Source organism: Eubacterium limosum, assembly GCF_000807675.2.
In the GTDB taxonomy this organism is placed as follows: Bacteria; Bacillota; Clostridia; order Eubacteriales; family Eubacteriaceae; genus Eubacterium; species Eubacterium limosum.
This window is the reverse complement of the sequence record NZ_CP019962.1, coordinates 3,497,970-3,524,355: the sequence shown is the minus strand read 5'-3', so window position 1 is coordinate 3,524,355 and position 26,386 is coordinate 3,497,970. Positions and strand designations below refer to the sequence as shown.

Genomic DNA, 26,386 nt, shown 5'->3' with positions numbered 1-26,386 from the left:
TGGTTATTCGATTAATCCGATCCTCTCAGATCATCACGCTTCTGGAAGCCAGTCAAGATCATCGTCATAGACAACTTCCTGCAGTACGACTTCCTCGGCTTCCGCTTGAATCTTTTCTAAAAGCGTTACCGCACTCCGGTAGTCGGTCTTTTTAATTTCTTCTATCTTTTCTTCCTCGCACATCCGACAATGGATATTCTGGTACATTTCCTCCGCCCGTTCACCGACTTCGTAGCAGTGTTGATTGAGGACGCCTTCCATCAGCGCAAAATCGTAAGGGCCTCCTTTCAGAATACCCCTAAAGTATTCAGCATATTGGTGACCCCAACGATTTAATTTCTTTCCTTCCTTTGGAGAATCAATTATGTTTGGAATACGATAATCTCCATTTTGAACATATTGTAATTCCGGCGCTATCTGCTCCAGGATTGTTTTCTTAGCTTTTTCCATTTAACTTCTCCTCTTTTTTATATTAATTATACACTGTTTTATTAGAAAATCCATGGCTTATCTTTCTTCATCCATTTCCGAATCAAAATTATATTTTTCATCCAATATATTCAACTGTCCGGTTTCACGCTTATATCTTTCTCTATAGTTTTCAAGCGAAGCAATCGTTTCGTTAATCAAATCATTATTAAAACTGATTTCACTGGGATTTATGGTTGTTTTATGTGCGTGATAAGCAGAAAAGTTTACCTGCTCATCTGTCAAAAGATTAGCAATACTTTTCAAGGCTTCGGGGCAATTAGAAAAACTGCTGGCAGCATTCTGAAGCGTCTCATATCGCTCATACCTTCCACCTCTCCAAAAATCAAAGAATTGGTTTTCTGTCAAGAATCCTTCAATTTCGTCCTTGTTCTCTCGTAATAGATTTGTGATAATTACATGGTTTCGATATAAATTCAAATTATCCTCTGGCATAATTTGCTTTTGAAGCAAATCAATTTTTGAATCTATGTGGGCAAGGACATATTCCTGCAAAGTGGCCACACTTGCACTGTGATTCCAGTCCTTACTCATCGTGACAATTATTTCTCCAACAAGACTGTCTTTAGTTTCATCTTCGTCGAGATACTGCTCAAAGTCCAAAGGCTTACTCTGTGTTAAGTCCACCATAAACACACTGTTCTGTGTTATTTTTTTCTTAAAAGTATCCATATATACCGGATAGGCATCATGTATATCATCATACATTTTCCGCATACATCCAAAGTTTATTGATATTTCTTTTTCTGTCTTAAAAAAGTTTACACCAACGAGCTCAGCACTACTTTCCAGCCATTTCGAAACCGCATTTAAATCACCTTTATATTGCCCGTTCGCGACTTCTTTTATCAAACGAATAACCCTGTTTTTATCCGGGTAGAAATCAATATCCATAGTCATCACCTCTCACTGTCTTTTCCATAATCATAACCTTTTGATTCCCAATCCATCTTTTCGGACGATGCCAAACGAATGGCTAATTCTTTCAGCGCCTGACCTTCCAATTGTTCGTATTGCATGCCGCCTGCAGATGCGTGATACGCTTCAATTTGATGTGCGATTTGACTGCGTACATTTCGGCAGACCCCCACTGTCCTTACATATTTTTTTCTCTCATATTCTGACTTTACAGGAGCCTTTTTCTCGTAGTAGGTATTTCGATCAAAAGTATCTTTCATCTTCGATATAGTCCAAAAATCGCCATCACCATACCGATTCAGACGCTCAATTGGCACAGTCAAATGATCGTTCACTTTGATTTCATAAGAATCGGTTGTTTTAACCATACGGTAACCCAAGTTTTGCATATGGTTAAACAATTCAGATTCATTCAGTGAATAACGCATCGATTGATTAAAGCTTGCTTTTAGCTGTTTATCTATATCATTGAAATCAAAGAGATCCTCCTGTTGATCACGATCCGGATTAATATGACTATTTTCGACTTTCAGATTATCACCTAATAAACGATTTTTTTCAAACTGCGCCATCAATTTTTCTTTGTCCCATTCCTCTGGGCGCATTAAGGTGGCTAAACGAAAGGTCTTATTCCCTTTTTTGATGGTGATATTTTTACGCTCATTGATCCAAGTCACATCATATCCTTTATTTTTGAGGAAAAGAATAAAATCTTCACGACTTGTTGCGTGCTGAATGGCATAATTGACAACTCCTTTAGCCGTTTGTGTGTCTTTAGAAAGGGCTTTTTTATCACCAAAATCACTTTTTTGCCCTTCCATTTTTGATGCTTCCTTATCTTCTTTAAGCAAATTTTCAAGTTCAGTTTTGCACCATTCAGGATTGAGGGTTGTGCTTCTACATCGGAAATTGTGCGGGTTGATAAATGTCACATAATCACGATCATCCCACCAATTCGTCCGATAGCCGAACTCCTGCATTTTAAGCATAAAGCTCCATTTATCTGAGGATTGATCAAGCGCATAGATCACGGTCTTATACATTTCCGTTTTCCAGGAAGTATTATTTTTTTGGTTTTCAAACTCACCACGTGTTTTCGTCGAAATCGTTGCTTTTCCTTTATCTTTTACCCAACTGAGGGTAATGCCCTTTTCCTCACAGAGCTGTATGGATTTTTCTTTTAATCTTCTAAGATCTTCCTTACTTTGATGCCAACGCTTACCGGTTAAAAAATTTGTTCGATTCAAAACAAAGTCATTATGCCAGGTGCCTGTGTCCATATGCGTTCCCATAATGATCTCAAAACCATTAAATATTTCCGGCAAGCTGTTGATAAGCTCAACGCCTATTTCATGTGCCAAATCTGGTGAAATGCCCTGATCATTTGGAAAACTCTGGATAAAATGAACGTACAAGAAGTCGGCATTTTGCTGATCATAAAGTCGCTGAGTAGTGCGCATAAGCTGGTAAGCTTCCGCCGGGTCATCGCTGCAATTCCATGAATGCTTAAGCTGATCCCCATTTTCCAAGCTAACTTTTGCATTTTTGACACAGTATTTTACCGCTTCAAAAAATCGGCTGGGTTTGTCTTTTGTTTTTCGTGAAATCATTCTTATTAGCGCCAAAATTCACCTCTCATCATTTTGTCTTAGCACGATTATTGGGCAGTTGCTTTGATATTCTTTCCAGCATTTTGACGATTTCGGCCAGTTCTTTCTGGCACTCCTGCAAATAAACTTCTTCAATTTTGTGCATATTGGCCAACTTCGCGATTTGGTTCAAATTGGTTCCAATTTTTCGGATCTGCATTAAAATTGGTTTGAATTCCTTGAAAATATAAACCTTTCCCTCATTCAGCACACACAATCGAATAAATTTGGATACGCAGGGCTTTTTATTCCAAATGCAATTACTATCAAGGGCTTTCTTTTCCAAATACTCTATTTCCTGATCGGTAAAACGAATGCTTACCTTCACGCTTTTAGGATCATCGGAAATGTTCATCTTAACCTCCTTTATTCGCTTTTATATTAACGTTCATCGTCTATCACCGGCATATCATTGACTTTTAAATAATCCTTATCTTCCTGAGATCTTCAACCTGCTTTGCTAAATAAATCGTTATTCGGATCAACGCCATTTCTTTTGAATTCTTTAATAAAATCAGTCACCTGATCAAGTTTATCTCCTGATAAATGATTGATTAAGTACACACTCAGATCATCATCTTTGCAGGCGTTTTGAGTCACCAATTGATACATTTCATTTCTGTAAGCCTGGTATTCCGGATTACTTTTATCAATTTCTAAAACAGGAAGATCCACATAACCATACTCTTCATATCGAACGACTTTTCCAAAATGCGCTTTTTCATGCCATTCTAAACTTTGCAATGCGTTATTCCCCTCAAAATAGCCTATTGCATCATATTCTGGAAAGCTATCTCCTAGTTTTTCATCTTTAAAAAATTGTAATACTGTATCCCATAAAAAATCTCCAGAAAGACTGTTCATATCAAGTCGTTCATCTATTTTGACTAATTCTTCACATAAAGCATTATCAGACTGATTTAAATAATCAAAAGTCTGCTCTGGGTCTTGCCGACGAAGGTATTGATACAATGCGTTTTGTATATCTTTTAACTTTAAGTTTCTGACTTGACTCATCTTCGCGCAGTTTAAAACGGCTTTTTCTTTTTGCTCCAACTTAACCAAATCGGAAACATCAAGAAAATTAAAATAGTTTACATATATTTCGCCATCTGCATCCGTTGAGCAATAAAATTGTCCATATTTTTCCCATCTCCCTTGACCCTTATCGGGATCAGGGATTATCCAGTTGTCTTCATCATCGTAAGTCATTGGTGGCATCCCGTTATTATCATAAAGCGCTTCCAAGTAAATCTGATCATCATCAAAATTTAGTCTGTGAATACTCTGTAAACCCTCAAACCAGCCTGGATGCTGTTTAAAAGGAATCAGTCGTTGATCGCTGATCATCTCAAACAAGTCGGCAATATTAGCAATCCTATGTGCCACTTCCTCGGGTAATCCTAAATCTTTGACCCACCTTTTTTCAAAATCAAAAACATTCGTATTATCCATTTTTATCCTTTCACTTTTAGCTAATAAAAAAAGCGCCATAACAGGCGCTCATAAGCTAATACAATTACAGACAAAAATATTAATATAAATCTAACGTTCTTCTTCAATGTCATATTTAGGGTATTCCCCCTCATATTCATTTTCATATTCCTGAGCTGCTTTTACAATCGCTATATGCTTTTCCAGTTGCGACATCTCGTATTCAGCGATGAGTTCCGTCATCATTTCCGGGTTCAAGTCATTAACGCGATAATCATCAAAGCACATATAATACCGTGCTGCATCGGTAACCTTAATATCTACCGGAAGGTAGCCATGCTTTACAAGTTCCAGATTTAGGATTAATCGGCCTGTTCGCCCGTTACCGTCGATAAAGGGATGAATGGACTCAAACTCAAGATGGAAGCGTGCAATGGCTTCAATTGTCGGTAACTTCTTTAGCCACTCTGAATAGTTGAGTATCAGTTTCTCCATATAGGGTTCAATTAAATATGGTTGTGACGGCTTGTGTGTTGAACTAATTATATGAACTGGTACCCTTCTAAAAACGCCTCGATTCCTTGCATCGTTCATCAAAACAAGGGCATGGATTTCCTTTATTAGCCCCTCGGTTAGCTCCCTTTCTCTTTCAGCACAATCCATGATAAAATCAAACGCATCTTTAAAACCAATGATGTCCAAATGTTCACGGAGCGGCTTCTGGCTAATGGTGATTCCCTCCTGAAGGATTAATGCTGTCTCTCTCAAAGTCAAGCTATTTCCTTCAATCGCATTTGAGTTGTAAGTGATCTCGATCGCGAACTCATCGCGAAGCCTTTTTATTTCTGTTTCATTCAGTGGTTTTAAACTACTAAGCTCATTTTTAAGTACATCGACCGTTCGCAGCAATTTTTTCATTTGATAGTCCTTTCTGAAAACATTGCTTTTATTATTCAGATAAATTTATCGTTATTATAACATAGTATACCCATACTTTTAACTTAATTCGTTTTTGATTCTTACCAGAATACCGGTTACATTATCGGTTTCTCCTGCATCACGAACACTTTTTAATAACGTTGGCAGCACTTTTTTATTTTTGCCCTTTTCAATCAGGTTGATATGACTTTGAATATCCAAACAGTTAAAAAAGCCGTCCGATCCAATAAACAAGACAGAAGGTGCCGCCAGTTTAATTTCCTGATTCTGGAAAAGCGTGACTGCTTCATTCGTCCCGATACAGCTGGTAAGGTAGCTTCGATGATTCTTTTGTTGGGTATGCTTATCGGATATACGATAGGCCTGACGCTTTTCAATTAAGTAGGCAATGCTATCGCCTACCTGTAAGATACGTCCCTCTTCATTAATAATAACAATCATGGTCAGTGTTGTCCCAAGTTTTATATTTCTCTTTTTTCCATAACAAAAAATATGTTTGTTGATCTGTTTTAGCAACTCCGTCAATTCTAATTCGAGGTTCACTGCCTTATCTGTTAAAAGATGCCGACAGGTATTTGCAGCCCAATGGTTTATTTCATCAATGGCAATACTGCTGGCCGCTTCTCCTTTATCGAGCCCGCCTACACCGTCGGCAACAGCAAAACAATAAAAAGTATTCCCCTTAATATCTTTTTCACTCCAGTAGGTAAAAGCATCCTCATACCGATCTCTTTTTCCTTTATCATCTAATTTTTCAATCGATATATTAAAACTCATATTTTTCCCTTTCAACAATAAATTCAAGCTGTCCAAGTCGAAGGTTGTCTCCTTCCTTCAACTCATAGTATTTCATGTGGTTCAAAGGCTGTCCGTTAATCCGATTGGTATTTTGCGAACAATCACCAAAATAAGCATGGTCACGATCTGTGGAATAGATCAGCCCATGGCATTTTGAAATATAAGAAAAAGCCTGTAGATCCGGTATCCTTCTTCCAATGGGATAATAATCCGTAAAGATAACCAGATCACTCACGTCACTTTGACGGCTCTTTAATATCAAATAAGGAATATCGTCGTCAAGTATTGTGGTTTTAAAATCCGAGGGCTTAAATTCAATTTCTTCTGTCAATTCTTTTTTGGGGCGTTTTTTCTTTCGCCTGAAAAAATGAAAAATCGAACGCTTTTCCGTTTTTTCCTTTATGTCTGGCTTTTTTTCGGATTCCGACAAATACACTTCACTGAGCATTGCTTCCTCTTCTTCTTTGAAACTCCCTAAATCTGGAGCCCCTGGTAAATCAACCGGGGCTCGTTTGGATGAATGTTCTTCTGAAGCACTTTTATGATCTTTGTCTTTGAAAATATCCGGCACAAAAATCGGCGGACATAGCACATTGAAAGATTTATCCTCAATGGTTATTTTCATCGGCTTTTTTTCCTTTTCTTTTGTTCATCAAAAAGAAGATCAGAAGCGTACAGAGTGCTGCAACAGCTGCAATTCCAACGTAGATTAAAGGATTTACCATACTTTCTGGCGCGGTTACAGAAATTTTTTCTGAGTTCACAGCCATTTTATAGGTTACCTCACCAAGTTCATTCCCGACTTCATCATTGGCCGCAACGGTAAGCTGGTAGTCGCCATCTTCATGCAGCTGATAGAGTGTTTTACTAATCTGATCTTGATTTTCAAGAAGGTTTACCACTTCACCTGAATCCATATTCTTTATTTCCATTTTCGTGAAATAATCTGGCTTCTCATTGCCGATCCAGATTTTATCCAGTTCAATATTGATTCGTGCATCTTTAGACAATTCGGTCTTCTTGTTTTCAGGAATCGGTGTGTTTGTATTTTTTTCAGTCACTAAGGGCTTTGGTGCAGTGCCATCGACAAAAAAGCCATACTCCAGCTGATTGGACTGGTTTTTGGCTTTATCCAAGGCACTCAGCTCCATCCCTTTTTCTCCTTCTGTATCAATGTGATCATCGAGATTCCAGGCGATGGTCTTCATTAATCCGGTTTTATGAGTTAATAAACAGTTGATTGTATCCAGATGATCATCTTTGACCAGGAAATAATCCGACAGCTTTACTCCGCTTTTATAAGCGGGCTGCTTATCTAAATCAATATTCATGGTTACAATTTCCGGTTTTGTCCGGTCAATTACAACGGTTCCACCGGTGCTTTCGCTGCGGTTACCCGCCATGTCTTCAATTTGAGCGGATATACTATATGTCCCATCCTCACTGAGTTCAACAGAGGATGTTAGCGCATTTTGGCCGCTGTTTTTTTGCTGAAGTCGATCTTGATCATTAACTTTAAATGCTGCTGTGCTGCCATCCAGATTAGAATCCTCATACACCGCATTAATGCTGATTTTTTGATTCATAAAACCATTAACAATTGGATCAATTTTGATTGTTGGAGCAATATCGTCGTAAATAATATCGGACTGTTTTTCGATTGTCCGCGTATTTCCAGCAGCGTCTTCAATCCTAAAGAATGCACCGATATTTCCCTGGCTGCCCCCTTCAAGCTGTAATGAAGCCTGAAGTGTTTCACCCTTTCCGCCAGTGTTTGCTCTAAAACCGTGCAGCTGAGCATCCGTTGCGGTTACTTCGTGATTTGCGGTAATAACGCCGCTGATCGTATCTCCTGCTTTGGCATATTTACTGTTTTTTGCATTGTTAGAAGTGATTGCAGCCTCTGCCGTGATGGGCGCATAATAGATGATTTGAACCCCGGCGTCTGCTTCTGACACAGTTACTGGCGTATTTCCTGCAAGGTCTGAAGCCACTAAAGAAAAACCAATTGCTTGCTGATCAATCAGTCCCCGGACGTTCTGGGTGGCGGTATAGGTTTTATCGTCCGCGGCGGCCGTCACGTTACTTCCGGCGATCTGACCAATACAAGTAATCCGGTGATTGGCCGCAACACTGGCTGTAAGAGTATCGCCATCTTTTGCATATTTACTCCCATCGCGCTCATTGCTTGACATAAACTTCAAATCCGATAATTGTATCGGTGCATAGTAAATAATCTGTGTTGTGTCATGCTGCGTTTTGGTCACATCCTCATTATTCGCGTCATCACCAGCAGTAATGGAAAACGGGATACTTTCCTGATCGGCTGCTAAATTACCGGTTACTTCAATTCTTGCTGTATAGTCGATCCGGTTTCCAGATTCAACTTCAACACTTTGCCCCCCTATCTGACAGTTTTTAATATTTGATTCATGGTTTGTTGAAAATGCAACGGTGAGAACATCACCATTTTTAGCCAGCTCCATCCCATTTTCATTGCTGGATTGATAGCTCAATTGATTAATCTGAAGGGCCGAATAGAAAACGCACGTCGTGAAATGATCACCGGAAACATTATATGGCGGCGTATCGTATATATCCTGTAAAGTTAACGCAGTATTGATCACAGAACGATCCTGAAGATTTTCAACCGTGTATGTACCTGTCCAGGAAAAGCCGTCCTCCGACTTCATTTCGATTCTCTGATCAGCGATACGAAGATCCGTATTGGTCAATGGCCGGTTACACTCTAAGGACACTGTAATCTGGTCATTGTTTTTCACATAGTAGGTGTTTCCAACTTTGTTGCCGGTACAAGAGAAATTCAACTTGACGATGTTATTCATTGAAAGTGCCTTATAATACGTGATAACTTCCTCTGTATGAACTCCTGCCTCCTGACCAGCTGCATCTTTCACGCTCTCAATTTTCGAATCGTCTAAAGTGATTGGGCTTGCATCCTGATAGTCTTCACTGACTTTATGATTTGCAAAATACCGGAAATGATCGCCTTCTTTTTCCATTTCTAAGGCAAGTTCGCTGTTTCCGATCACAATTTTGCCGAGATTCATTAACTCATGATTGGAATAAAAAGAAAACCTCAGTGTACTGCCATTGATGGCCACTGAGGGATTGTTGTGATCAGATTCAAACGTGACATGACTAATTTCGAGTGGTGCATAGTAAACAATTTTATCATCTGTCTCTATAGTTGCTGTATTGCCATATTGGTCTGAAACGGCATTGATCTGTGAAAGATCAAGGGGAATATCGGTGAGATCTGAGAACATATTTTCCCTCACGATTAAATGGCAGTCATAGGATATGTTTCCCTCATGCTCCGTTTCATTCATTTCCAGTGTATTTTTTCCGATCCGAATTTGTCCAAGATTGACAAGTTTTCGATTTGATGAAAAGGAAAACGTCAGCTCGCTGCCATTTACGGCAATGCCCTTTTCAGGCTGATTTGAAGTGAAATGTACATCCTGTATTGATAATGGCGCATGATAAACGATTTTTGCGTCTGTCGATACCATTGCAATATTACCGGCAATATCTTGTACAAACTGGAGCGATGATAAATCCAGGGGAATCAGCACGCCATCCTCGTACTTATCTTGCGGCACAGTATACTGAGCGCTGTAATGATTTTTTCCTTCAACCACTTCATGCTTAAGTTCTATCGACGTATCCCCTATTTTTATCATCGAAAGATCTACCAGCTCCTGATTTGACAAAAATGAAAATGTAAGAACGCTTCCATTAATAGCCGACTGTGTTTCCTGATTGTCTGAAACGTATTTTATTTCTGTAATTTCAATGGGTTTATAATATTGGATACTGTCCTTTTCCTCGTTTGAATAAATGAACTCTTTTTCTTGACCATCTTGCGTAACAACGCATTGGATCTCGTAATTTATTTTTTCAACTTTTGTGGTTTCATCAATATTGTATTCAGCTAAAAACGCTCCTGTAGCTTCAGGATTCTCAACAGGTATCACTTCCTGTCCTCCGATTTTAACAGCCTTTACGAGCGTTTCTGGTGCGATTTTATAGGATAGATTTATCTTTTCTCCTTGTTTACATATCATTGGATTCGCGTTCGTCGATTGAAACACAATTTCTGTAACGGCTTCAGCAACGGGGTTTTCCTGTTCCGGTGTAGCAGCTGCAACAGGCATCTGCAAACATAACATCAATAATGCAAAAGTAAACAGCAGAATTTTGCATAAATCCGAGGTTCTTTTTTCCTTAGTCATCTTCTCCTCCAACGATTCTAAAAATTTTTTGTTGTTCTTCATCTTCATCTAAAAGCACCGTCGGATGTAAAACATCTTTCTTTAACGGGTCGGTGCTGCTTTCATATTTTTTCACTTGCTTTTTATATTCTTTTTTTTGTGCTTTATTTTTAAAAGAGCGTCTGATTGCTCTTATAGAGAGCACATTGTACAAAATGATCGACGCAATTAAAAAAATAATGCTTAAAACAAAAAATACATTTGAAATGTCCATTTTTGTTCCTCCTTTACTTAATTCATGTTAAAAATTTGTCCACTAAATTACTAGTTCCTATTCCAAGTTTGACTCCTTTACTTTAATATATTTTTTATAAGCGCGTTGTTTAGGTAATATTTATTGAATACCAAACATTTCCAGCTGAAGCTGTAAGGCGTTATATTGGTATAAAAGATTTGCGGATAATTTTTCGTTCTGCTTTTCCTTTAACGTTTTTGCTCTTTGCCACAGATTGCTTGCCTCGCTATTATTTCCTGATTTTAGCAGGGCATCAATGGTATAAAGATAACTTAAGAGATCACTGTCGTCTTTTCCAATGGCCGCCTTAAAGCTTTCTGCTGCTTTTGGATAATCACCTTCCGCATAATAGAGCTTACCTTTTGTAATATTTTCTTCTTTTGTATATTCCGCATGAAGATGGTCTAACTTATTCCACCACGAGACAGCATCCTTTCGTAGGTTCATATCTTCTAAGTTATTTGAAAGCCCTAATGCGATCAACTTATATGAAGGTATCAGTTTCTCATGGTTATTAAGGGCTTCCTGATCCATTGCTTTGAAAGTATTCTCAATAAAATTCAGATCTGTCTCTGTCCAAGTGTTTAATTTTGAATAGACATTGAGTAAAAGAAATAATGCATCCATTTTTTCATTTGTATCATCAGATGTCTCAATCAAATTTTTAATCTGCTCAACAATTTGTCCTGTGTCACCCTCTCCACTCACAATATTCCGAAGGATTTCTACTTTTTCACCTTTCATGTTTTTTAAAAGGTCTTTTGCGTAGTCCTGGTAAACAGGACTTTCTTGTTCGATACAAAGTTCCGCTAAACGAATTCGGAGAGACTCATCCAAATTCTTTATTGCAGTTCTTTCTCTGAAGACATCAAGGAGCGCTTTATTCTTCTCCCGGAAATTCTCGTCCGTTTTCTGCGGCAGCATGAGCTGATATATCTTTTCATATACATCACTCTGCCCTGGGTCTTTAATCGAAGCATTTAAATAGGCTTCAATTGCATTGCTGTTCTCTCCGGCCTGCTCATACTTTACAGCTTGATTAAAAAAAGAATTGAACTCATTGCGATAAGCCTGAACATTGCTGTAATAGCCAAACATTCCGAGTGTAAAGAAGGCGATACACAAAATGACACTGCTCAGAAAAATGGCCAAACGTGCTTTATACCCTGAAATCGGATCACTTTTTTGTTCAATACGCTGCAAAGCTGCATAAACGTCTTCCGCACTTTTGATCCGCTGCTCATAATTAGCTTCACAACAAAGGTTCAATAAAGATACTAGTTCAGAAGGTTTTTCTTTTTCGTCAAGGAAACTGCAAATGTATTGGCCAAGCTTGCCAATTGAGTATACATCTGTATACGTGCCCACTGGTATTGAACGGTCTGCATACTCCGGCGGTGAAAACTCTGCGGTTCCAGCTCTACGGTTTGTGGTATCTCCTATTTTCTTACAGGCGCCAAAATCAATCATCTTTAAAAATTGATTGTTGATAACAACATTGTCCGGCTTAAGATCACAGTATACATAGCCCTGCTCATGGAGATATTCCATCCCCTGGCAAATCTGTTTCAGCCAATTGATCGCCTGCATAACCGATATTACATTGTTTTCTAAAAATTCACTGAGCTGTACTCCATGAATGTAATCCATGACGATATACAATGCTTCAGGTTGATCGTAAATGGTCGGTAAAACACGCGGGAACATTGGATTTGAAAGCTTTGAGAGCATGATGGCCTCTTCCTTTTGACGCTGATACCCTTGAATATTATCCTTTTTATTTAATACTTTGATTGCCCACATTGCTCCCATCTGCAGGTCGGTGGCCAGATAAACAGTGCTGGTCGCACCTTCACCGATAAGCGATATGAATTTGTAGTGATCATCCAGGGTTGTTCCAATTAATTTTTTCATAACTTTTCACGCTCAGAACTTTTCAGAAGCAGTATATTTTCTTCAATCTGCTTTCGATCTTCAAGGGATTGCGCATTTTCAACTGAGTCTTCCCACCGGTGAATGACAATCGCATAGGTTTTTCTTTTTAGTCCATATAAAGCTAAAGCTCGGTTTGCTTTTATACGAATCGCATAAGCGGTATCGCTTTTGAATTGCTCTTCATTGCTGAGCTCGCAATACTGATCATATGCTTCTCTGAAAAAACCGTCTTTAAGACTAATAGCAGCCTTTCTTTCCCGAATCATGGTGTTCAATTCTGGGCAGTGTCTTTCTGCCAGGTTGAGCATTTCGGTAAAATAGGCATTGATTCCGTTAATATCTCCAAAATGCACCGACTCTGTAAAAAATAAAAATACACCAATGTAACATCTAATCACATCGGTGTATGGAGCCTGACCACTTTTGAGATGATCCAGCTCATTCAACAGGTTAACTCCATCTGCTTTTTGATTCAGTAACATTTACACTCTCCTTTCAAATTTCAAGATGTTTCAGTATTTTCAAATTATTTGATAACTCTATCTTGTTTTGATATACTATTTCTATAAGTATTTAAAAACAAGGTGGGTGAAATAATATGCACATTGTCAACAAAAAACGTTTTATCGCCTGTGTCATTTTAATTGTCCTGATCTTCTCTCTTGGCGGTATCGCACTGTATCGAATCATCAACCGATCTCAGCCAACAAAACCCGTTTTAAATGAGATCAACCATGAATAGCGTACTTACACCGCGCAATGGAATGACACTTCTGAGCCGGTTGAAATCCGAAACAACTATATCGTCAACATGACATTAGACACGGAAGAAAAAAGCTATTCGGCAGATATTACCGTCGATGTCTACAACGATTCAGAAGATCCCTGGCAGTCCATTTATTTTCAGGATTATCCCAGCCAGTTCAGGGATATTGAAAACGGGCGGATCAGTGAGATTTCGTCCGCTTCAAATGTATTAACCGGGAGCGCTCTTGAGTTATCAAGAGAAGCTGATCCAACGGTGTTCAGCTTCAAGCTGGATGAACCATTGCCTCCTGGATATACTGCTTCGATTTCCTTTCACTATAAAGCTTTTGTCCCTGTTCTCAATGCCCGTTTTGGTTATCAAAGTGTGGGTGAGGGAGCTGCTACCGTGTGATCGGAACCGGTGATGCCATCATCGCTGACGATACTGTCATGGCAGACTATCATTTTACAGCCAATGCTGTGCGTGATGTAATCTTTGTGATCGGCAATGACTATCATGTCGCAACTGATGTTGTCGACGGTATCACAGTCAACAGCTACTATCACTCCGGCCGCGAAGAAAAGGGGCAGGAAGCACTCAATGTTGCCATGGACACACTTAAGGACTGCAATTATCGCCTCGGAACATACCCCTATTCGCGATTCAATGTGGTCGAAACCCAGATGGAAATGCTGGGAATGGAATACCCGCAGGTGGTTTTAATCACAATGGCCGATGAGGGCGTTCCCTCCTCAGTTCATGAAATCATGCATCAGTGGTTTTACTCCTTGGTTGGCAGCAACTCCTATACCAGCGCCTGGCTGGACGAAAGCCTGGCAACCTACCTTGCAAATCCTGGGCTCGTCGGTTATTCCGGTTACATCACACAGCCTTACAGCGCATTTGCCAGCGATCCGGATTACACACTGGCCATGTACTTCTGTGGCGCATCAATGTACAATCGTCTGGAGGAAGCATATGGCAAAAGCACCATGACTGATTTCATGCGCCAGATCCTTGAGCAATACGCTTATAAAGAGATCTCAACACAAGATTTAGTCAATCTTTTAGCGGATTACTTCGGCGCTGACAACGAGATTTTAAAAGAATATATTGAGCCGCAATATTTAGAAAATATACCAAAGTGATCCAATGCATTCTCAAGCCCCTGTATTCTGCGCGGGGCTTTTATTATCGAATTCAAGGTGGATTATGATGTATTCAAACCTTTTAAAAAGTTTCGGTAATCCTTAAAATCTTTGACGCGCTGTACGATAATGTAAAATCCTTCTCTGGCTTTACTCTCCTCGTCAGATAAAAACAGCTTTTTATTACAAGGCGAACACCTGTCCACCAAACGGAGAATCACAACGCCCTGAAGTGTCCCTTCCGCTAACGCAATGTAATCAGGGTGTGTTTGTTCCCATTGTGCCTGACTAAAATACAAAGTACTCTCATTCTCTGTTTTCAATACATACATGGCTCTCCCCTCAAAACTCTTAAATAAAAACAAAAAAGCCAGACTTTTTGTTAAGCCTGGCTTTCTTAATTTTTCGCTATCTTGTTAAAGACTAATTATCGCTCATTTTCCTCATCGTATGCAAGTCCATCCTTAAAAAATAATGGATTTTTTGCCTGCTGCTTTTCTGCGAGTTTAATAAAACCTGAATGGAGAATCAAGTTATATCGCAATCTCAGTATGGTTTTAATCAATTAAATACATACTATTCTTCCTTCTTTACAAATATTTTTTTCTCAGTTCTTCCGCTTGTTCCCAACTAATACAATGGTCATAGTAAGCTAAATTAATTGATCCTTGTACTTCATCATAGAGACAATCAAGGTAGTTAACATTATCGTCTATTCCCTTTTGAAGCCTGACAATATCATCGTATAAATATTCTGGTATTTTGAAGCTAAGACTGCTATCTATTTTCATTTTTATATTCAAATTTTCATTTCTCCGATATATCATTTTAGTTATAGTATACTATACAATAATTAAAAATTGGTATAAAACCCTAATCTTCATACGATCTTTCCACTTCGAAATATTTTTCCTTTTGTTGAGGACTGAGCTTCCCCAGTATATTCATCGCTCTTATTTCACCTATATTTTTTACATATAGAAAATCATAAAAGGCATCATTCGCTTTTAAATGCTGGCGAAATCTTTTCGTCATTTTTAAGGTTTGTCCGAAAGCGGGATCACTTTCAGAATTACCCGCATATATGTAATATAGATCTTTTAAAAGGGCTCTATATTCGTCACCATCAACTAATTCATATAGAAAAAAACAATTCAGTTCTCCAAGAAATATCCCAAAAGTTCGATCTGGAAGAAGCTCGCCGCCACTCTCAACCTTTTCTTTCCAGGACTTAATTGAATTTTCCAACGTTTCGACATAAAATTTTTGCCTATTATTTAAATCAATTCTTAGAAACATAAAGCTCTCCTTTCAATATTATTTATTTAGTTAATACTGTACCGGAAGACTTTGTCTTCCGGTACTTAAGGAAAAGAAATGAAAAAGTGTGGCAATGTCCAGAATTGAACTGGAATAAGCCCATCTATACGCTCATTGCCATGTCTGGAAGTGGCAGGAGGTTACCACTTCCATTAAAAAGGAAAAGATTGAGGGAACTGCCGGAATTAAACCGGCACTATCATTCAAGTTGTAGGCTTTTGCGTTCCCATATTACTTTGATGATCACTTTTGATCAATAAAAAACCGCCTGATTGCGTTCAGACGGCGTGTTATGCTATAATCATAGTGCAGGGATACCTGTGGCACCAGTGCGGTAAATTGTGCCCCAGAAATGGGGTGATGCTTATGGACAGTAACCAGTTAATTCTGATTCTGGCGTTAATCGCTTTTATCCTTGAATGCATCAGAAAAAACAAATAACCGTCGAGCCCTAAGAAAACTTTGACGGTTATTCGTTGATAAAGTATTGGGGCTACCGTGCCCGGTGTCCCTGTTTCTTTTTATATTATACCACCTTTTTCTTTATCTAACAACCTTTCTATTTCCTCTTGCGTCAATTGTCTTTGTTTATTTAAGGCTTCTATGATTGTGTCCAATGCATCTTTGTTGGACGATAGTATTTCCTTTGTTTCTTGATAAAATTCGTTTGACAATTTTATAATTTCATCGGATAATTCTAAATCTATAAGCGATTTGCTTTTTGTACAGTCATTCATGACGATGTATGCTTTAATTAATTCAGTTGCTTTTGAAAAATCGCTCTCTTGATCACTGATTGTGCCAATGCAGCCATAATGAAACTCGCCTAATACTAACTCTTCAGCAACGGCGCCTGCATATGTTATCAAAATTCGGTTTTTTACACCTTCCAAATCCTGATTTTTATAAACATAAACAATTTTAGCAGATGTATGAGCGACATATACGGAATAATACTCCAATTTTTTTAAGTAACCCATTACGGCGTGTCCAGCTTCATGAATAACCGAAATATTGATGTTATAATCCGCAATTTTATCATCCGCTTCACAAGGAACTTCCTCCATTTCTGATGCAATTGCGCCAATCCCGGTTGGTGTCATATTGTCACCATCAGATTGCTTTTCTCCAAGAAGTCTATCAATACCTAAAAAATATACATATTTTAGTGTTGTGATTGTAATTAAAAGAAAGAAGATCGCTCTTACTTCATCTATAATCACATTTTTTGAAAGTTCCTCTGTAACATTCAAAAGTTCTGTGGCTAAACCAAAGAAATTGATTAACAATGTAATGCCGCAAGCAGCAACAAAACTTTGTATTAAGTCAATAAAAGCTCCAAGCACTGTTAGTTTTTTCATATGGTTCGTAGTCTCTGTCTTTCAAATTTCATTGTTCAAATACTCTACTTCTTTTTAACTTTCTTTTGAATTATCCAATACAGAATTAAAAGAACAATCGGAACCAGGATAACCGTCGCTGCCGCTAAGAGAACATAGCTGCGGTTAACCGTTTCTTTGATTTCTTCTGCCTGCGGCTCTAAAAAAATCCGTTCCCCTCTGACCAAAAGCCGGTGGCTGTTGACACCAATGGGTGTACAGGTCAGCAGGGTCACATAATCCTTGCCTGGTACAGCCTTTAATTCGTCCGTTTGATTGGGTTCGACCACTTTGATCTGATCCACCTGATAGGTCAGAATTTCATCCAGCACATGGATCTCAAAAGTATCTCCCTCGGTGAGCTGATCCAATTCGGTAAAAAGCTTTGCCTCGTTAAGCCCACTATGGCTTGTGAGGACAGCGTGGCTGCCTTCCCCGCCGATGGGCAGTGCGGTTTCTTTGATGTGTCCAACACCTTTTTGCAGCACCTCGTCACGGGTGCCATGATAAATCGGCAGATTGATCTTAATTTTGTCAATGACAAGCGTTCCCATGATCCCATCCACGTTTAAGCAGTCCAGATAGTTTTCGGGAAGGACATAGCCACTGCCTTCGATAAACGGGTCATGTGCGACCAAACCATTTAAGCCCTGGTTGTAAGCCAGGGCTTTTTCTTTTTCTTCGGCCATGACAGAAGCGTTCATCTGCTCCACCGTGATTTGATAATCCTGAATCACTTCCCCATGCTGCCGATTTGACAGCAGATTCGCAATGATCGGGTACGCCAAAAAGCAAGCTCCGATGATGAACATTAAAGTGATGGCCATATTCGATAGAATCCGCTTCATCTGCTGTCTCCTTTCTTTTATGATGCGCTATTATTCGATTATTCAGCCTTTTTCGACTTTTTAATTCTTATTACAATCAATGCACCCGCAGCAATCAAGCAGATCCCAGCTCCAATGATGAACGTCGTACCGCCATTTGCGCCTGTAAATGGCAGGTCATATTTGGGTACATTGGTGATGGTTACGCTGTTGGCAGTTAAGTGTGAAACAGAATCGGCTCTCACTTTGAACGGTTTTTTCGAAAGCTGATAATCCACACCATTGACGTTCTGAGGGGCCTGTGTTTCCACGAGCCAGTACCAGGTGACCGCGTCTAAACTGTTATGCTTGTCGCCCATGACGCCGTACTCAATTCCGTAAAAATGTGCTTTACCCTGGGCGTCAGTTGTCACTTCCCAATCTTTGGCGTGATCGGTCGGGTCAACGATGGCATTAATCCCTTTATTCGCATCACTTTCACTGCGATAGATTTTGAACTTCGCACCCGGCAATGCGATATTTCGGTTGGTGCTGTCTACCTTCACCAGGTTAATACCGGTTGTATGTGTCTCCGGTTTTTTGTCGTCGGGTACGGATACCTGATCATATTTGACATGCAGGTTGTTGGTGTAATCCAGGGAAGCGCCATTGTAAATCGCCTGTCCCATGGAACCCTCAGCGGTTTTGTTTAAGACCGTTCGGAATTCAATGTTGATGGTACCCACATTGTTATCCTGACCTAAACTGTAAACACTTGGTTTTTTAATGTCTTGCAGGGACTGCGCGGCTTCCTTTTTGCCCGTGTCATTCAGCGTGACGGTTAATTTTCTGCCATTTGCAGTTGTTGGCTCATTGACAGTGTAGCCGCCGGTGCTCATCTTTACACGGTTTCCGTGAATATCGACACGATACAGTTCCGTACTGCCCGATACAAAATCAAGTCTTGTATCCAACACATCGGTAATCTGGTAGACATCGCAGGTGGCCATGTCATCCGGCATAGTTGTTTCGATGATCCACTTATTTTCCTGGCTGATATCGCAGGTATCATGTTTGTTGTCTAATTCGGTGATGAATTTATCAATTTCCGGGCCTGGCTTCAGTTGGTTTTTGGGATAGATATGCACATCATAGATCCATCCGTCACCTGCCGGATTCGTCAGCGGTAAACTGACCAGACAATCGGCTGCTTTGATGTCCACAGCGGGGTTGTCGATTTCCTGCACCAGATAGATCCCCATTGGGAGCTTACTGTTGCCGGTAATGGTTGCCGTTCCCTGGGCATTGGTCGTCAGCGTAACCGGTGTCCATGACGTATCCTGTTTGGTAACGTCGCTGTCCTGCATTTTCGTGATTTTAAATTGTACGTCCTGCAAAGCAACAGCGGTACTCGGCACCGTCTGAACGGTTCCGTCACACCTTACCTTTGCCTCTGTAATATCGTCCATCCGGTATTTGTGGATGGTGATGCTGCGGTCGATAGCAGGATCTGGAATCCCTTCGCCTGCCGCAAAGACACTGGCCACAGATGAAAACAGCATGGTCAGGGTCAGCGCCGCGGTCACTGCTTTTTTAAATCCTTTCTTTGATATTAATTTTTTAAATTTCATTCTACTTTTTACCTCTTTCCTCAAATTTTTTGTAACCAGCTACAAAAGCCATGCCTAATAACAATGCGCCTAACAAGCTGAAAAGCAAGCGGTTCGAATCATTTGTCCCCGCATAGGGCATTTGAGGATTCGGATAATTGACAAGCTGCAAGCCTGTAGCTGTTTTCTTGACTGCCGGGGCCAGTGGTTTTCCTTTTGCTTTAATGTCAATGGTGTTTGCTTCAGCGTCAATCGTTACCCGCCACTGTCCCTTTGGCAGCTGATACCCGGCCTTTGTTTTCACTTCAACCAGGTTATATTCACCACTCCGAAGCTCACCAAAATTGACATTTCCGTTTGTATCGGATGTCAATTTCTTAATCACAGTCGTCCAACATGAATCGTCTGCTCCTGCCAATTCGCTGTGACTGTGTTTATCGGATTCCCCTGGTTTTATTCCTGTTTGGTCTGAATATGCTTTGTCATATTTGCAGGCGTATAACTCGAATTCAACTCCCGGCATTGCCTGCCCGTTTTCATCCACTTTTTCAAAGGAAAACTCCACCTTTTTGGCCGCATTGGGGACGTCCATGGTCATGGCGTCCTCTGTCCCTGTTACGATAAAGTAAATGGGGTCGGTCGATAAAACGTGATCGTGTGGCGCTTTTGTCTCTTTAATGTAATAATCTCCCGGGAAAAGCTCCACATGAAACCGTCCCAGCTCGTCCGTATCCGCCTCTGCAACCAGTTCATCCGTGTCTTTGTTATAGATCTGAAGATGGGCGTTCTGCAAGCCGTCAAGGGTTTCTTCATCGGTTTTCGTGAATTGACTATAGACGTTCTTCCCTTTAAAAGTTGCCTTATAGCTTGCGGACATGTTCCCTGATCCCACGGCAAGGGACACAAAAAGGCGCTGTGTATTGGGAACATCTGGATAATAGATCACACAGGCATCGGGAATACTGGCATCGGTACTGAAACGCTTGGCGGTGGTTGGGGTAATGGTTGCGCTCACGTCGCCGCTATAGCTGCCATCAGCATAAAGCATAAAATCATCGTCGTCATAAATGCTAAAGCTGCCCGTATAGTCTCCATAGGTCTGTCCGGAAGTGTTCCGGGCAATCGCGTGGACACCTTGCGGCAGATTCACAGTGTATTGGCCATGCTCTGAAATATTCGAACATACTGTCTGAAACCACCCGGTTTCCTGTCGCTGGGTTGCTCTGTTCCAGGTCGCTTCCTCTCGCTCCGCGACAATGCTCCAGCTCGCATTCCAGTTGGGTGGGTCTTGATAGCTCTTGGTGTTGACCAGATCAGCGACGACAGGATCGGTCATGTAATAACTGCTGTAACTGGATATTCCGGCAAGCACACGAATGGCAGCCCAGGTCTGGACATAGTATTCTCCGCTCTGCCCATCATGGTAGCCATGATACATGACATTTCGAATTCGGTAGCTCTGTACGTTGGCGCTGTCCCGGATATAGGTGATTGGAATATTCGGCCCGGTTGTTTCAGACGGAATATTCAACGTTGGATCGGCGCAATACGCGATACCATCAACGCCGTTATCACTGATCCGGATGATCGGTGTCGTGGTGGTAATAATGTCGGTGCCGTCTGGGCTTGCAAAGTCTGAACTGTAGATCACCCCATCATCCCAGCCTGCAGCATAAGTACTGATCATAGACTTTTTGTGATCCCCAAGGGGAACCGTCTTTAAATATTCTGGATTGGCCGAGAGTGTGACAACCCCTTCTCCGGAATTTCCGACAATATAGTTGCCCTGATCATCTTTGGGAGATGCGCCCTGCGCATCCTTTGAATCCGTCTGTGGTACCGTCGTTTCTGTTGCCGGTGCCGCCTGACGCTCCGATGCAGCCCAGGCCGTATGAATGGACAGGAGAAAACCACTCAGGAAGGAAAACATTAAGAACAGACACAGGGTTGTGACCCCTATTTTCCGCAAATGTTTTTTCAATTTAGACCTCCTTATTTTTTCTTTGGGCTTAAAGAATAAATTGCTCCTTTATTGCTCATTCTTAAGCCCACCGTTTCGGTTGGTGCGGTGCATGTTGGTGCTCTCACGTAGCACATGGATCTTCTCCCCTTTCACTTTTCTTTTTGATCAATAAAAAAACAGCTCCCTGAGCTGTCTGTTATGGCTGTTTGAAGCCTGATCAATCTGCGGTTATCGTTATTTAATTTAAAAATCGGCATCACCTCCACTAAATGGTGCTTCTTTGAAAGGATTGCCGAAGCGGCGTAGCCGCCCCGGCTATTTCAAAGAAATAAAGGAAATGAATGGCGGTGTCTGGTACTGCCCCAGATACGATACAAACCAAGCGTATAATCTGTATCAAAAGACTGAATCTTCACCGCCCTGTTATCAAGGACTCTCTCGTTATCTTTGTTTCGATTAGTAACGTTAGCGGCAAATTTCTCCGCCGCATCATACAATGCCAGTTTTCCTTCCGCAGGCTATCCTCCGTTCTATAGCATTGACCACATATGACTATATATGATAGTTACTTGCATTCCCATAATTGAAAAGAGTGCCCGGAAGCACCAGGCACTCCAATGTGTGTAATAATTACATTCGCTCAGATTATCTCTTTGCTTTTCGGCGGTTATGAACACCTAAAGTGATTGCACAAACCAAGGCAGCGCCACCAATCAGACCAATGTAAAGTGGGCTATTGTTTGAATCAATCCCGGTATCCGGAATATCTTCTTTCACATTGCCCAGCGTGGCGGTTGCATTTTCATGATCCACGACTTTCAATTCATAGATGGTTGGATCAAGAACATAGCCGTCCGGTGCTTTGGTTTCATGATAGAAATACTGGCCATCTGGCAGCTTGCCGATTTTCAGGTTGCCCTGCTCATCGGATTTTCCCTTGAAGATCACCTTTTGATCCGCATCCATCACGCTGATCTCTGCGTTCGGAAGGGCTGTTTTAGCTTCGGTATCTTCTTTGTAAAGAACAATGTCTCCGCCTTTGGCTTCGTTGAAGCATTCAAGCTCAACTTCCACCAGTGGGGTTTTATTGTCTTTGAAGCTCAGCTCCACGGTATGGATGGTTTCATCCAAACGATAACCGTCCGGGGCTTTGGTTTCGACCACATCATACTTGGCCGTGCCGCTGCCAAGGAATAAAGCCGTTTCGGATTTTACCGGAACGGTCGATGTTTCATCGACTTTGGTGAGATCCATCGGCTCAACCGCTTTTGCTTCGGTGTCTGGTTTGTCAGTGCCCGGTGTCTCTGTCCCTTCAGACTTCACATCTGGTTTTTCCGGATCTTCCGTCATCCGGGCAGCCGCACCCTCTTTGGTCATGAAGAAAGCTTCTGTAACCGTGGCTTCCCCTTTTTTGTCCGTGACCATACGGGCGACAGTATCGCCTTTAAAGGCTTTGACGACACCCTCCGGTATGACGATGTCTTCCGCTGCTTTCACTGCGTATTCGGCCCCTTCAAGGTCTTTTTCTTTGTAGTTAACCTTTCCGGATGCCTCAATGGTGTAATTATTCCGGTCTTCAGCGGTTTTGTGTAACCGGATATTCCCCATGGCCAGCTCATCGGTCATGAGTGCCTGGGTTACTTTATTGTCTTTGGTGATTTCAAACGGGTATAAATCGTCCGGGCATAAGTACGGCGCCGGAGCATCGACTTCCTGATAGAAGTATTTGCCTGCTGGCAGTGTGATGGTAATTTCGCCGTTTTCATTGGTTTTTCCGGTAAAGATGATGTTCTCCCCGGTTTCGTCGTAAACATTGACGGTGACGCCCGGAATCAACATGCCATCCGAAATATCCTTTTTCGTAAATTCAAAAGGACGCTCTACATAGTAATTTTTGATAGCTTCACCTTTATTGGCCTGAACTACCACCAGCGGATCGTTGCCCTGGATGGCATAAGTGACTTCATAACGGAAATTGTTATCTTCCAGATGATCCTTGGTGCTGAGTTCTTTCAGGTAGTAGTTACCGACAGGCAGGTTTTCAACGGTGTTTGCCTGGCCTTTTTTCACGGTCTTCACCGATACCAGTGTGTCCGCGGCGATGGTGCCGCCTTTACCGTCACTCATGGCTTCTTTGGTGTAAAGGCCAAAGTCGATGTCATTGGCCGGAACATCCTTATAATGGATGGTGACGCCGTCACCTTCCTGTTCAATCTTGTCGATTTCCTGTTCCAGTTTTGTCAGTTGAAACTCAACGTTCTGGCGGTCATTATGGAAGGTCGTGTTTTCGACATTGTCGGATGCCTGAACGGTTTCACCTTTATACTTCAGGGTGACTTTCTGCTCCGTTCCATCATTGACAAAACCTTCCGGCGCAGACTTTTCGACCACCTTATATTTGCCTAAGTAAAGGTCTTTGGTAATGGCCTTTCCATTATCTCCGGTGGTCAGGGTATCCGCCAGATCGCCTTTGTGCAGGCGAACGGTGCCGTCGGGTGTCGTAATGTCTTCGTCCGCATAAACTTCAAATACCGTGCCTTTTAAGGCTTTTTCATTGAAGATAAATTCTGTGACATTGCCATATTTGCTTGGAGTGGTTTTAGTACCGTCCAGCTGGTCGCCGGTTTTGGTGACTTCAATCCGTCCTTTGGCTGGTTGATCGTAGACACTGACCGTGCTGCTGTATTCGGTTTTGCCGTTAATTTCGATTTTATCGCAGGTTGTCGGACTGATGGTGACCGGGATACCCTGGTATTCCTTGCCGTCAACCATATATTTTTGCGTGTTGTTGCTGGCGGTCAGTCCTGCGGTTAAGTATCCGTCTGGAGACGAAACTTCCACCACGGCGTAGCTGCCGCTTTTGAGTTTTTTCGGAAGGGACAGTTTCCCTTCATCGTTGGTCTTAAAGGTGTCGGTCGGTATAAACAGGGTCGCTGCGCTGGACTGTTTGACAAACTGCATGGTTGCCAGGTCAATGACCTTGAATTTGACCCCGGATACCGGGATCTCTTTCTGTGTTTCCGAATCTTTCTTCACGATAATAAGATCGCCGTACATCATTTTGTTGGTGAGCGGGATCTCAATTTCTTCGCCGCTGCCGTCAACGACAACGATCAGATCATCAATGGGAATAAAGCCCTCTGGCGTTTTAACTTCGTGAAGGACATAAGTCCCCACAGGAACATTTTCCCAGCGGATACGGCCATTTTCATCGGTTTTTCCGCTAAACAAATTGTCCCCTTCCGTCAGCTTTTCGCCTTTGTCGATGGCCGACTTTAAGGTCAGGGTAAAATCAACGTTTGCCAGGGGATTTAACACGTCATCCACATTGTCTGGATCGGTGATCGCATATTTAACAATGCTGACAGGATTGGTTTTAACATCATTGGGGATCTCCGTAACGCCCTGCATGCCTTCTGCCCATACGGTGACCGGATAGACGGTTTCATTGGTTTTATAGCCCTTACCGGCACTGATTTCTTTGTAAAAATAGTCGCCTAGGACAACCGCGCCAAAGTCAGCAATCCCATTCGTTACGGTTGCCTGAGTCACCAGCTGGGTGCATTCCGGATCTTTGTAAAGGCCAAAAACGGCTCCGTCAAGACTAGCGTCCCCGGAAGGCTGTGTTTTGCTCAGATCAAGTGCCAGATGGCGATTGTCGGTTTTTTGTACATCCGGGTAAGTCACACGCTTCACAAAGTTTGCACTGGCGGAAGCTTCCTGTCCCTGCCCCTGAACACTGGCACCGGCCACAACACTCTGTGTATCCGGTTCAGAAGCCGGAATAAACATCAGGCTTGCATAAGCCACGCCGGTGGCTTTGATCGGTACCGTGACGGTTCCATCTTTTTCCGGGCCTGCACACAATTTGAAAGCCGTTCCTACTGGAATACCTGAAGTGGTGGAAGTGATGGTGCGGCTGTCACTCAGTTTGGCAACAATACCCAGACCATCGAGTTCAAGGGTAAAGGTACCGGAGCCGCTGGTAGTGTACCAGTCTGTTTCCTGCATCTTTTCGCCAACGTTCCACCGGGTATCCGGTGAGCCACTTACCGTAATGCCCCCAACTTCAACTGGCGCGTGGTCAAGCAGCCAGCGGATATTGGGATCGTTATAAACCGCGGGGTTTGATGACGTTTCTCCACAGGCCAATCTTACTGCCCACCAGGTATCCATGAAAGCGCTCTGCGCATCGCCGCCTTCACGGGCCATGAATTCAGCCCCTCCCGGGCCGTCATAGCCGTAATAGAGCACGGTTCTCAGCTGAGCGTTATCCGTGATCTGCTGATTATAGATGGTTCCATTGGGCGTATTCTTATCGGGCTCAATACAGTACGCGGTATGCGCGACACCGGAATCGTCCACGACGGTGATAATCTGGGTGTAACTCGTATATCCCCCGTAATCTTTCGAGACAGACACGCCGGAGCTGCCGGATGCCCGCGTCATGGGATTGTAGTTAGGATCTTCAGACGAGTAAATGACCCAGCCCTGATCGGATTGTCCGACTTCGTTCACTGCGTACTGCGCCAGGTCACCCGTCGGTGGCAAATCCTCACCTTCCTCGGCTTTTGCCACCATTGAGCTCAGCGGTGACAGAAGCGTCAGCAAGGTGAATAAGAACGCAAAAAGCAGCGAAAATGTTTTTTTCAAAGCTTTGTTTTTATACATACTTTTTCTTCCTCTCTTTAATTTTTCAATTTTAGCAATAGGATTG

23 protein-coding genes are annotated in these 26,386 nt (G+C 41.8%); 3 read left to right on the top strand and 20 right to left on the bottom strand.

Features of this window, described 5'->3' with window-relative positions; all coding sequences use genetic code 11:
- Nucleotides 1–33 precede the first annotated feature (33 nt).
- From B2M23_RS16465 to B2M23_RS16410, 12 genes are all read right to left on the bottom strand, one after another.
- Nucleotides 34–450, bottom strand: coding sequence for a TnpV protein (locus B2M23_RS16465; RefSeq protein ID WP_038352331.1), 417 nt, complete (start codon nt 448–450; stop codon nt 34–36).
- A 57-nt stretch (nt 451–507) separates the two neighbouring features.
- A complete protein-coding gene (locus B2M23_RS16460) occupies nt 508–1,383 on the bottom strand; it encodes a hypothetical protein (protein WP_038352330.1) in 876 nt (291 codons plus the stop codon).
- Nucleotides 1,384–1,388: 5 nt separating this feature from the next.
- A complete protein-coding gene (locus B2M23_RS16455; RefSeq protein ID WP_038352329.1) occupies nt 1,389–3,032 on the bottom strand; it encodes a relaxase/mobilization nuclease domain-containing protein in 1,644 nt (547 codons plus the stop codon).
- A 13-nt stretch (nt 3,033–3,045) separates the two neighbouring features.
- The gene (locus tag B2M23_RS16450; protein ID WP_038352328.1) at nt 3,046–3,411 is read right to left on the bottom strand and encodes a MobC family plasmid mobilization relaxosome protein; all 366 of its coding nucleotides are present in this window, start codon (nt 3,409–3,411) and stop codon (nt 3,046–3,048) included.
- 92 nt (nt 3,412–3,503) lie between these two features.
- A complete protein-coding gene (locus B2M23_RS16445; RefSeq protein WP_038352327.1) occupies nt 3,504–4,550 on the bottom strand; it encodes a hypothetical protein in 1,047 nt (348 codons plus the stop codon).
- Between the two features lie 51 nt (nt 4,551–4,601).
- On the bottom strand, nt 4,602–5,408 hold the full coding sequence (locus tag B2M23_RS16440; protein WP_013380207.1) for a Fic family protein: 807 nt from the start codon (nt 5,406–5,408) through the stop codon (nt 4,602–4,604).
- Between the two features lie 78 nt (nt 5,409–5,486).
- The gene (locus B2M23_RS16435; RefSeq protein ID WP_013380206.1) at nt 5,487–6,242 is read right to left on the bottom strand and encodes a PP2C family protein-serine/threonine phosphatase; all 756 of its coding nucleotides are present in this window, start codon (nt 6,240–6,242) and stop codon (nt 5,487–5,489) included.
- A complete protein-coding gene (locus B2M23_RS16430) occupies nt 6,196–6,852 on the bottom strand; it encodes an FHA domain-containing protein (protein WP_038352325.1) in 657 nt (218 codons plus the stop codon). The genes B2M23_RS16435 and B2M23_RS16430 overlap by 47 nt, the downstream gene beginning before the upstream one ends.
- A complete protein-coding gene (locus B2M23_RS16425; protein WP_038352324.1) occupies nt 6,836–10,486 on the bottom strand; it encodes an Ig-like domain-containing protein in 3,651 nt (1,216 codons plus the stop codon). The genes B2M23_RS16430 and B2M23_RS16425 overlap by 17 nt, the downstream gene beginning before the upstream one ends.
- Complete coding sequence (locus B2M23_RS16420) at nt 10,479–10,739, bottom strand: hypothetical protein (RefSeq protein WP_038352323.1); 261 nt, start codon at nt 10,737–10,739, stop codon at nt 10,479–10,481. The genes B2M23_RS16425 and B2M23_RS16420 overlap by 8 nt, the downstream gene beginning before the upstream one ends.
- Nucleotides 10,740–10,859: 120 nt before the next feature.
- Nucleotides 10,860–12,674, bottom strand: coding sequence for a protein kinase domain-containing protein (locus B2M23_RS16415; RefSeq protein WP_038352322.1), 1,815 nt, complete (start codon nt 12,672–12,674; stop codon nt 10,860–10,862).
- A complete protein-coding gene (locus B2M23_RS16410) occupies nt 12,671–13,177 on the bottom strand; it encodes a hypothetical protein (protein WP_038352321.1) in 507 nt (168 codons plus the stop codon). Before B2M23_RS16410 ends, B2M23_RS16415 begins: the two co-directional genes overlap by 4 nt.
- Nucleotides 13,178–13,293: 116 nt before the next feature.
- Between B2M23_RS16410 and B2M23_RS21315 the strand changes: the two genes are divergently transcribed.
- From B2M23_RS21315 to B2M23_RS16400, 3 genes are all read left to right on the top strand, one after another.
- Nucleotides 13,294–13,437 carry a hypothetical protein gene (locus B2M23_RS21315; RefSeq protein ID WP_167617931.1) on the top strand — a complete coding sequence of 48 codons (144 nt, stop codon included), beginning with the start codon at nt 13,294–13,296 and terminating at the stop codon, nt 13,435–13,437.
- A 69-nt stretch (nt 13,438–13,506) separates the two neighbouring features.
- Complete coding sequence (locus B2M23_RS16405) at nt 13,507–13,854, top strand: gluzincin family metallopeptidase (RefSeq protein WP_038352320.1); 348 nt, start codon at nt 13,507–13,509, stop codon at nt 13,852–13,854.
- A complete protein-coding gene (locus B2M23_RS16400; protein ID WP_038352319.1) occupies nt 13,851–14,591 on the top strand; it encodes a gluzincin family metallopeptidase in 741 nt (246 codons plus the stop codon). The genes B2M23_RS16405 and B2M23_RS16400 overlap by 4 nt, the downstream gene beginning before the upstream one ends.
- 62 nt (nt 14,592–14,653) lie before the next feature.
- Here the strand turns inward: B2M23_RS16400 and B2M23_RS16395 are convergent, their stop codons facing one another.
- From B2M23_RS16395 to B2M23_RS16360, 8 genes are all read right to left on the bottom strand, one after another.
- Nucleotides 14,654–14,923: a hypothetical protein gene (locus B2M23_RS16395; RefSeq protein WP_038352318.1), complete on the bottom strand. Its 270-nt coding sequence runs from the start codon at nt 14,921–14,923 to the stop codon at nt 14,654–14,656.
- A gap of 258 nt (nt 14,924–15,181) precedes the next feature.
- Entirely contained in the window at nt 15,182–15,394 is a 213-nt protein-coding gene (locus B2M23_RS16390; protein WP_038352317.1) for a hypothetical protein, read from the bottom strand.
- Between the two features lie 70 nt (nt 15,395–15,464).
- Entirely contained in the window at nt 15,465–15,890 is a 426-nt protein-coding gene (locus B2M23_RS16385; protein ID WP_038352316.1) for a hypothetical protein, read from the bottom strand.
- A 542-nt stretch (nt 15,891–16,432) separates the two neighbouring features.
- Nucleotides 16,433–17,272 carry an FtsH/Yme1/Tma family ATP-dependent metallopeptidase gene (locus B2M23_RS16380; protein WP_052237237.1) on the bottom strand — a complete coding sequence of 280 codons (840 nt, stop codon included), beginning with the start codon at nt 17,270–17,272 and terminating at the stop codon, nt 16,433–16,435.
- A gap of 44 nt (nt 17,273–17,316) precedes the next feature.
- Entirely contained in the window at nt 17,317–18,138 is an 822-nt protein-coding gene (locus B2M23_RS16375) for a class C sortase (protein ID WP_038352315.1), read from the bottom strand.
- A gap of 38 nt (nt 18,139–18,176) precedes the next feature.
- Entirely contained in the window at nt 18,177–19,727 is a 1,551-nt protein-coding gene (locus tag B2M23_RS16370; protein ID WP_038352314.1) for a SpaH/EbpB family LPXTG-anchored major pilin, read from the bottom strand.
- Between the two features lies 1 nt (nt 19,728).
- Nucleotides 19,729–21,687 (bottom strand): MSCRAMM family protein, encoded by a 1,959-nt coding sequence (locus B2M23_RS16365; protein WP_038352313.1) that lies wholly within the window; start codon nt 21,685–21,687, stop codon nt 19,729–19,731.
- Between the two features lie 627 nt (nt 21,688–22,314).
- On the bottom strand, nt 22,315–26,340 hold the full coding sequence (locus tag B2M23_RS16360) for a SpaA isopeptide-forming pilin-related protein (protein ID WP_038352312.1): 4,026 nt from the start codon (nt 26,338–26,340) through the stop codon (nt 22,315–22,317).
- Nucleotides 26,341–26,386 lie beyond the last annotated feature (46 nt).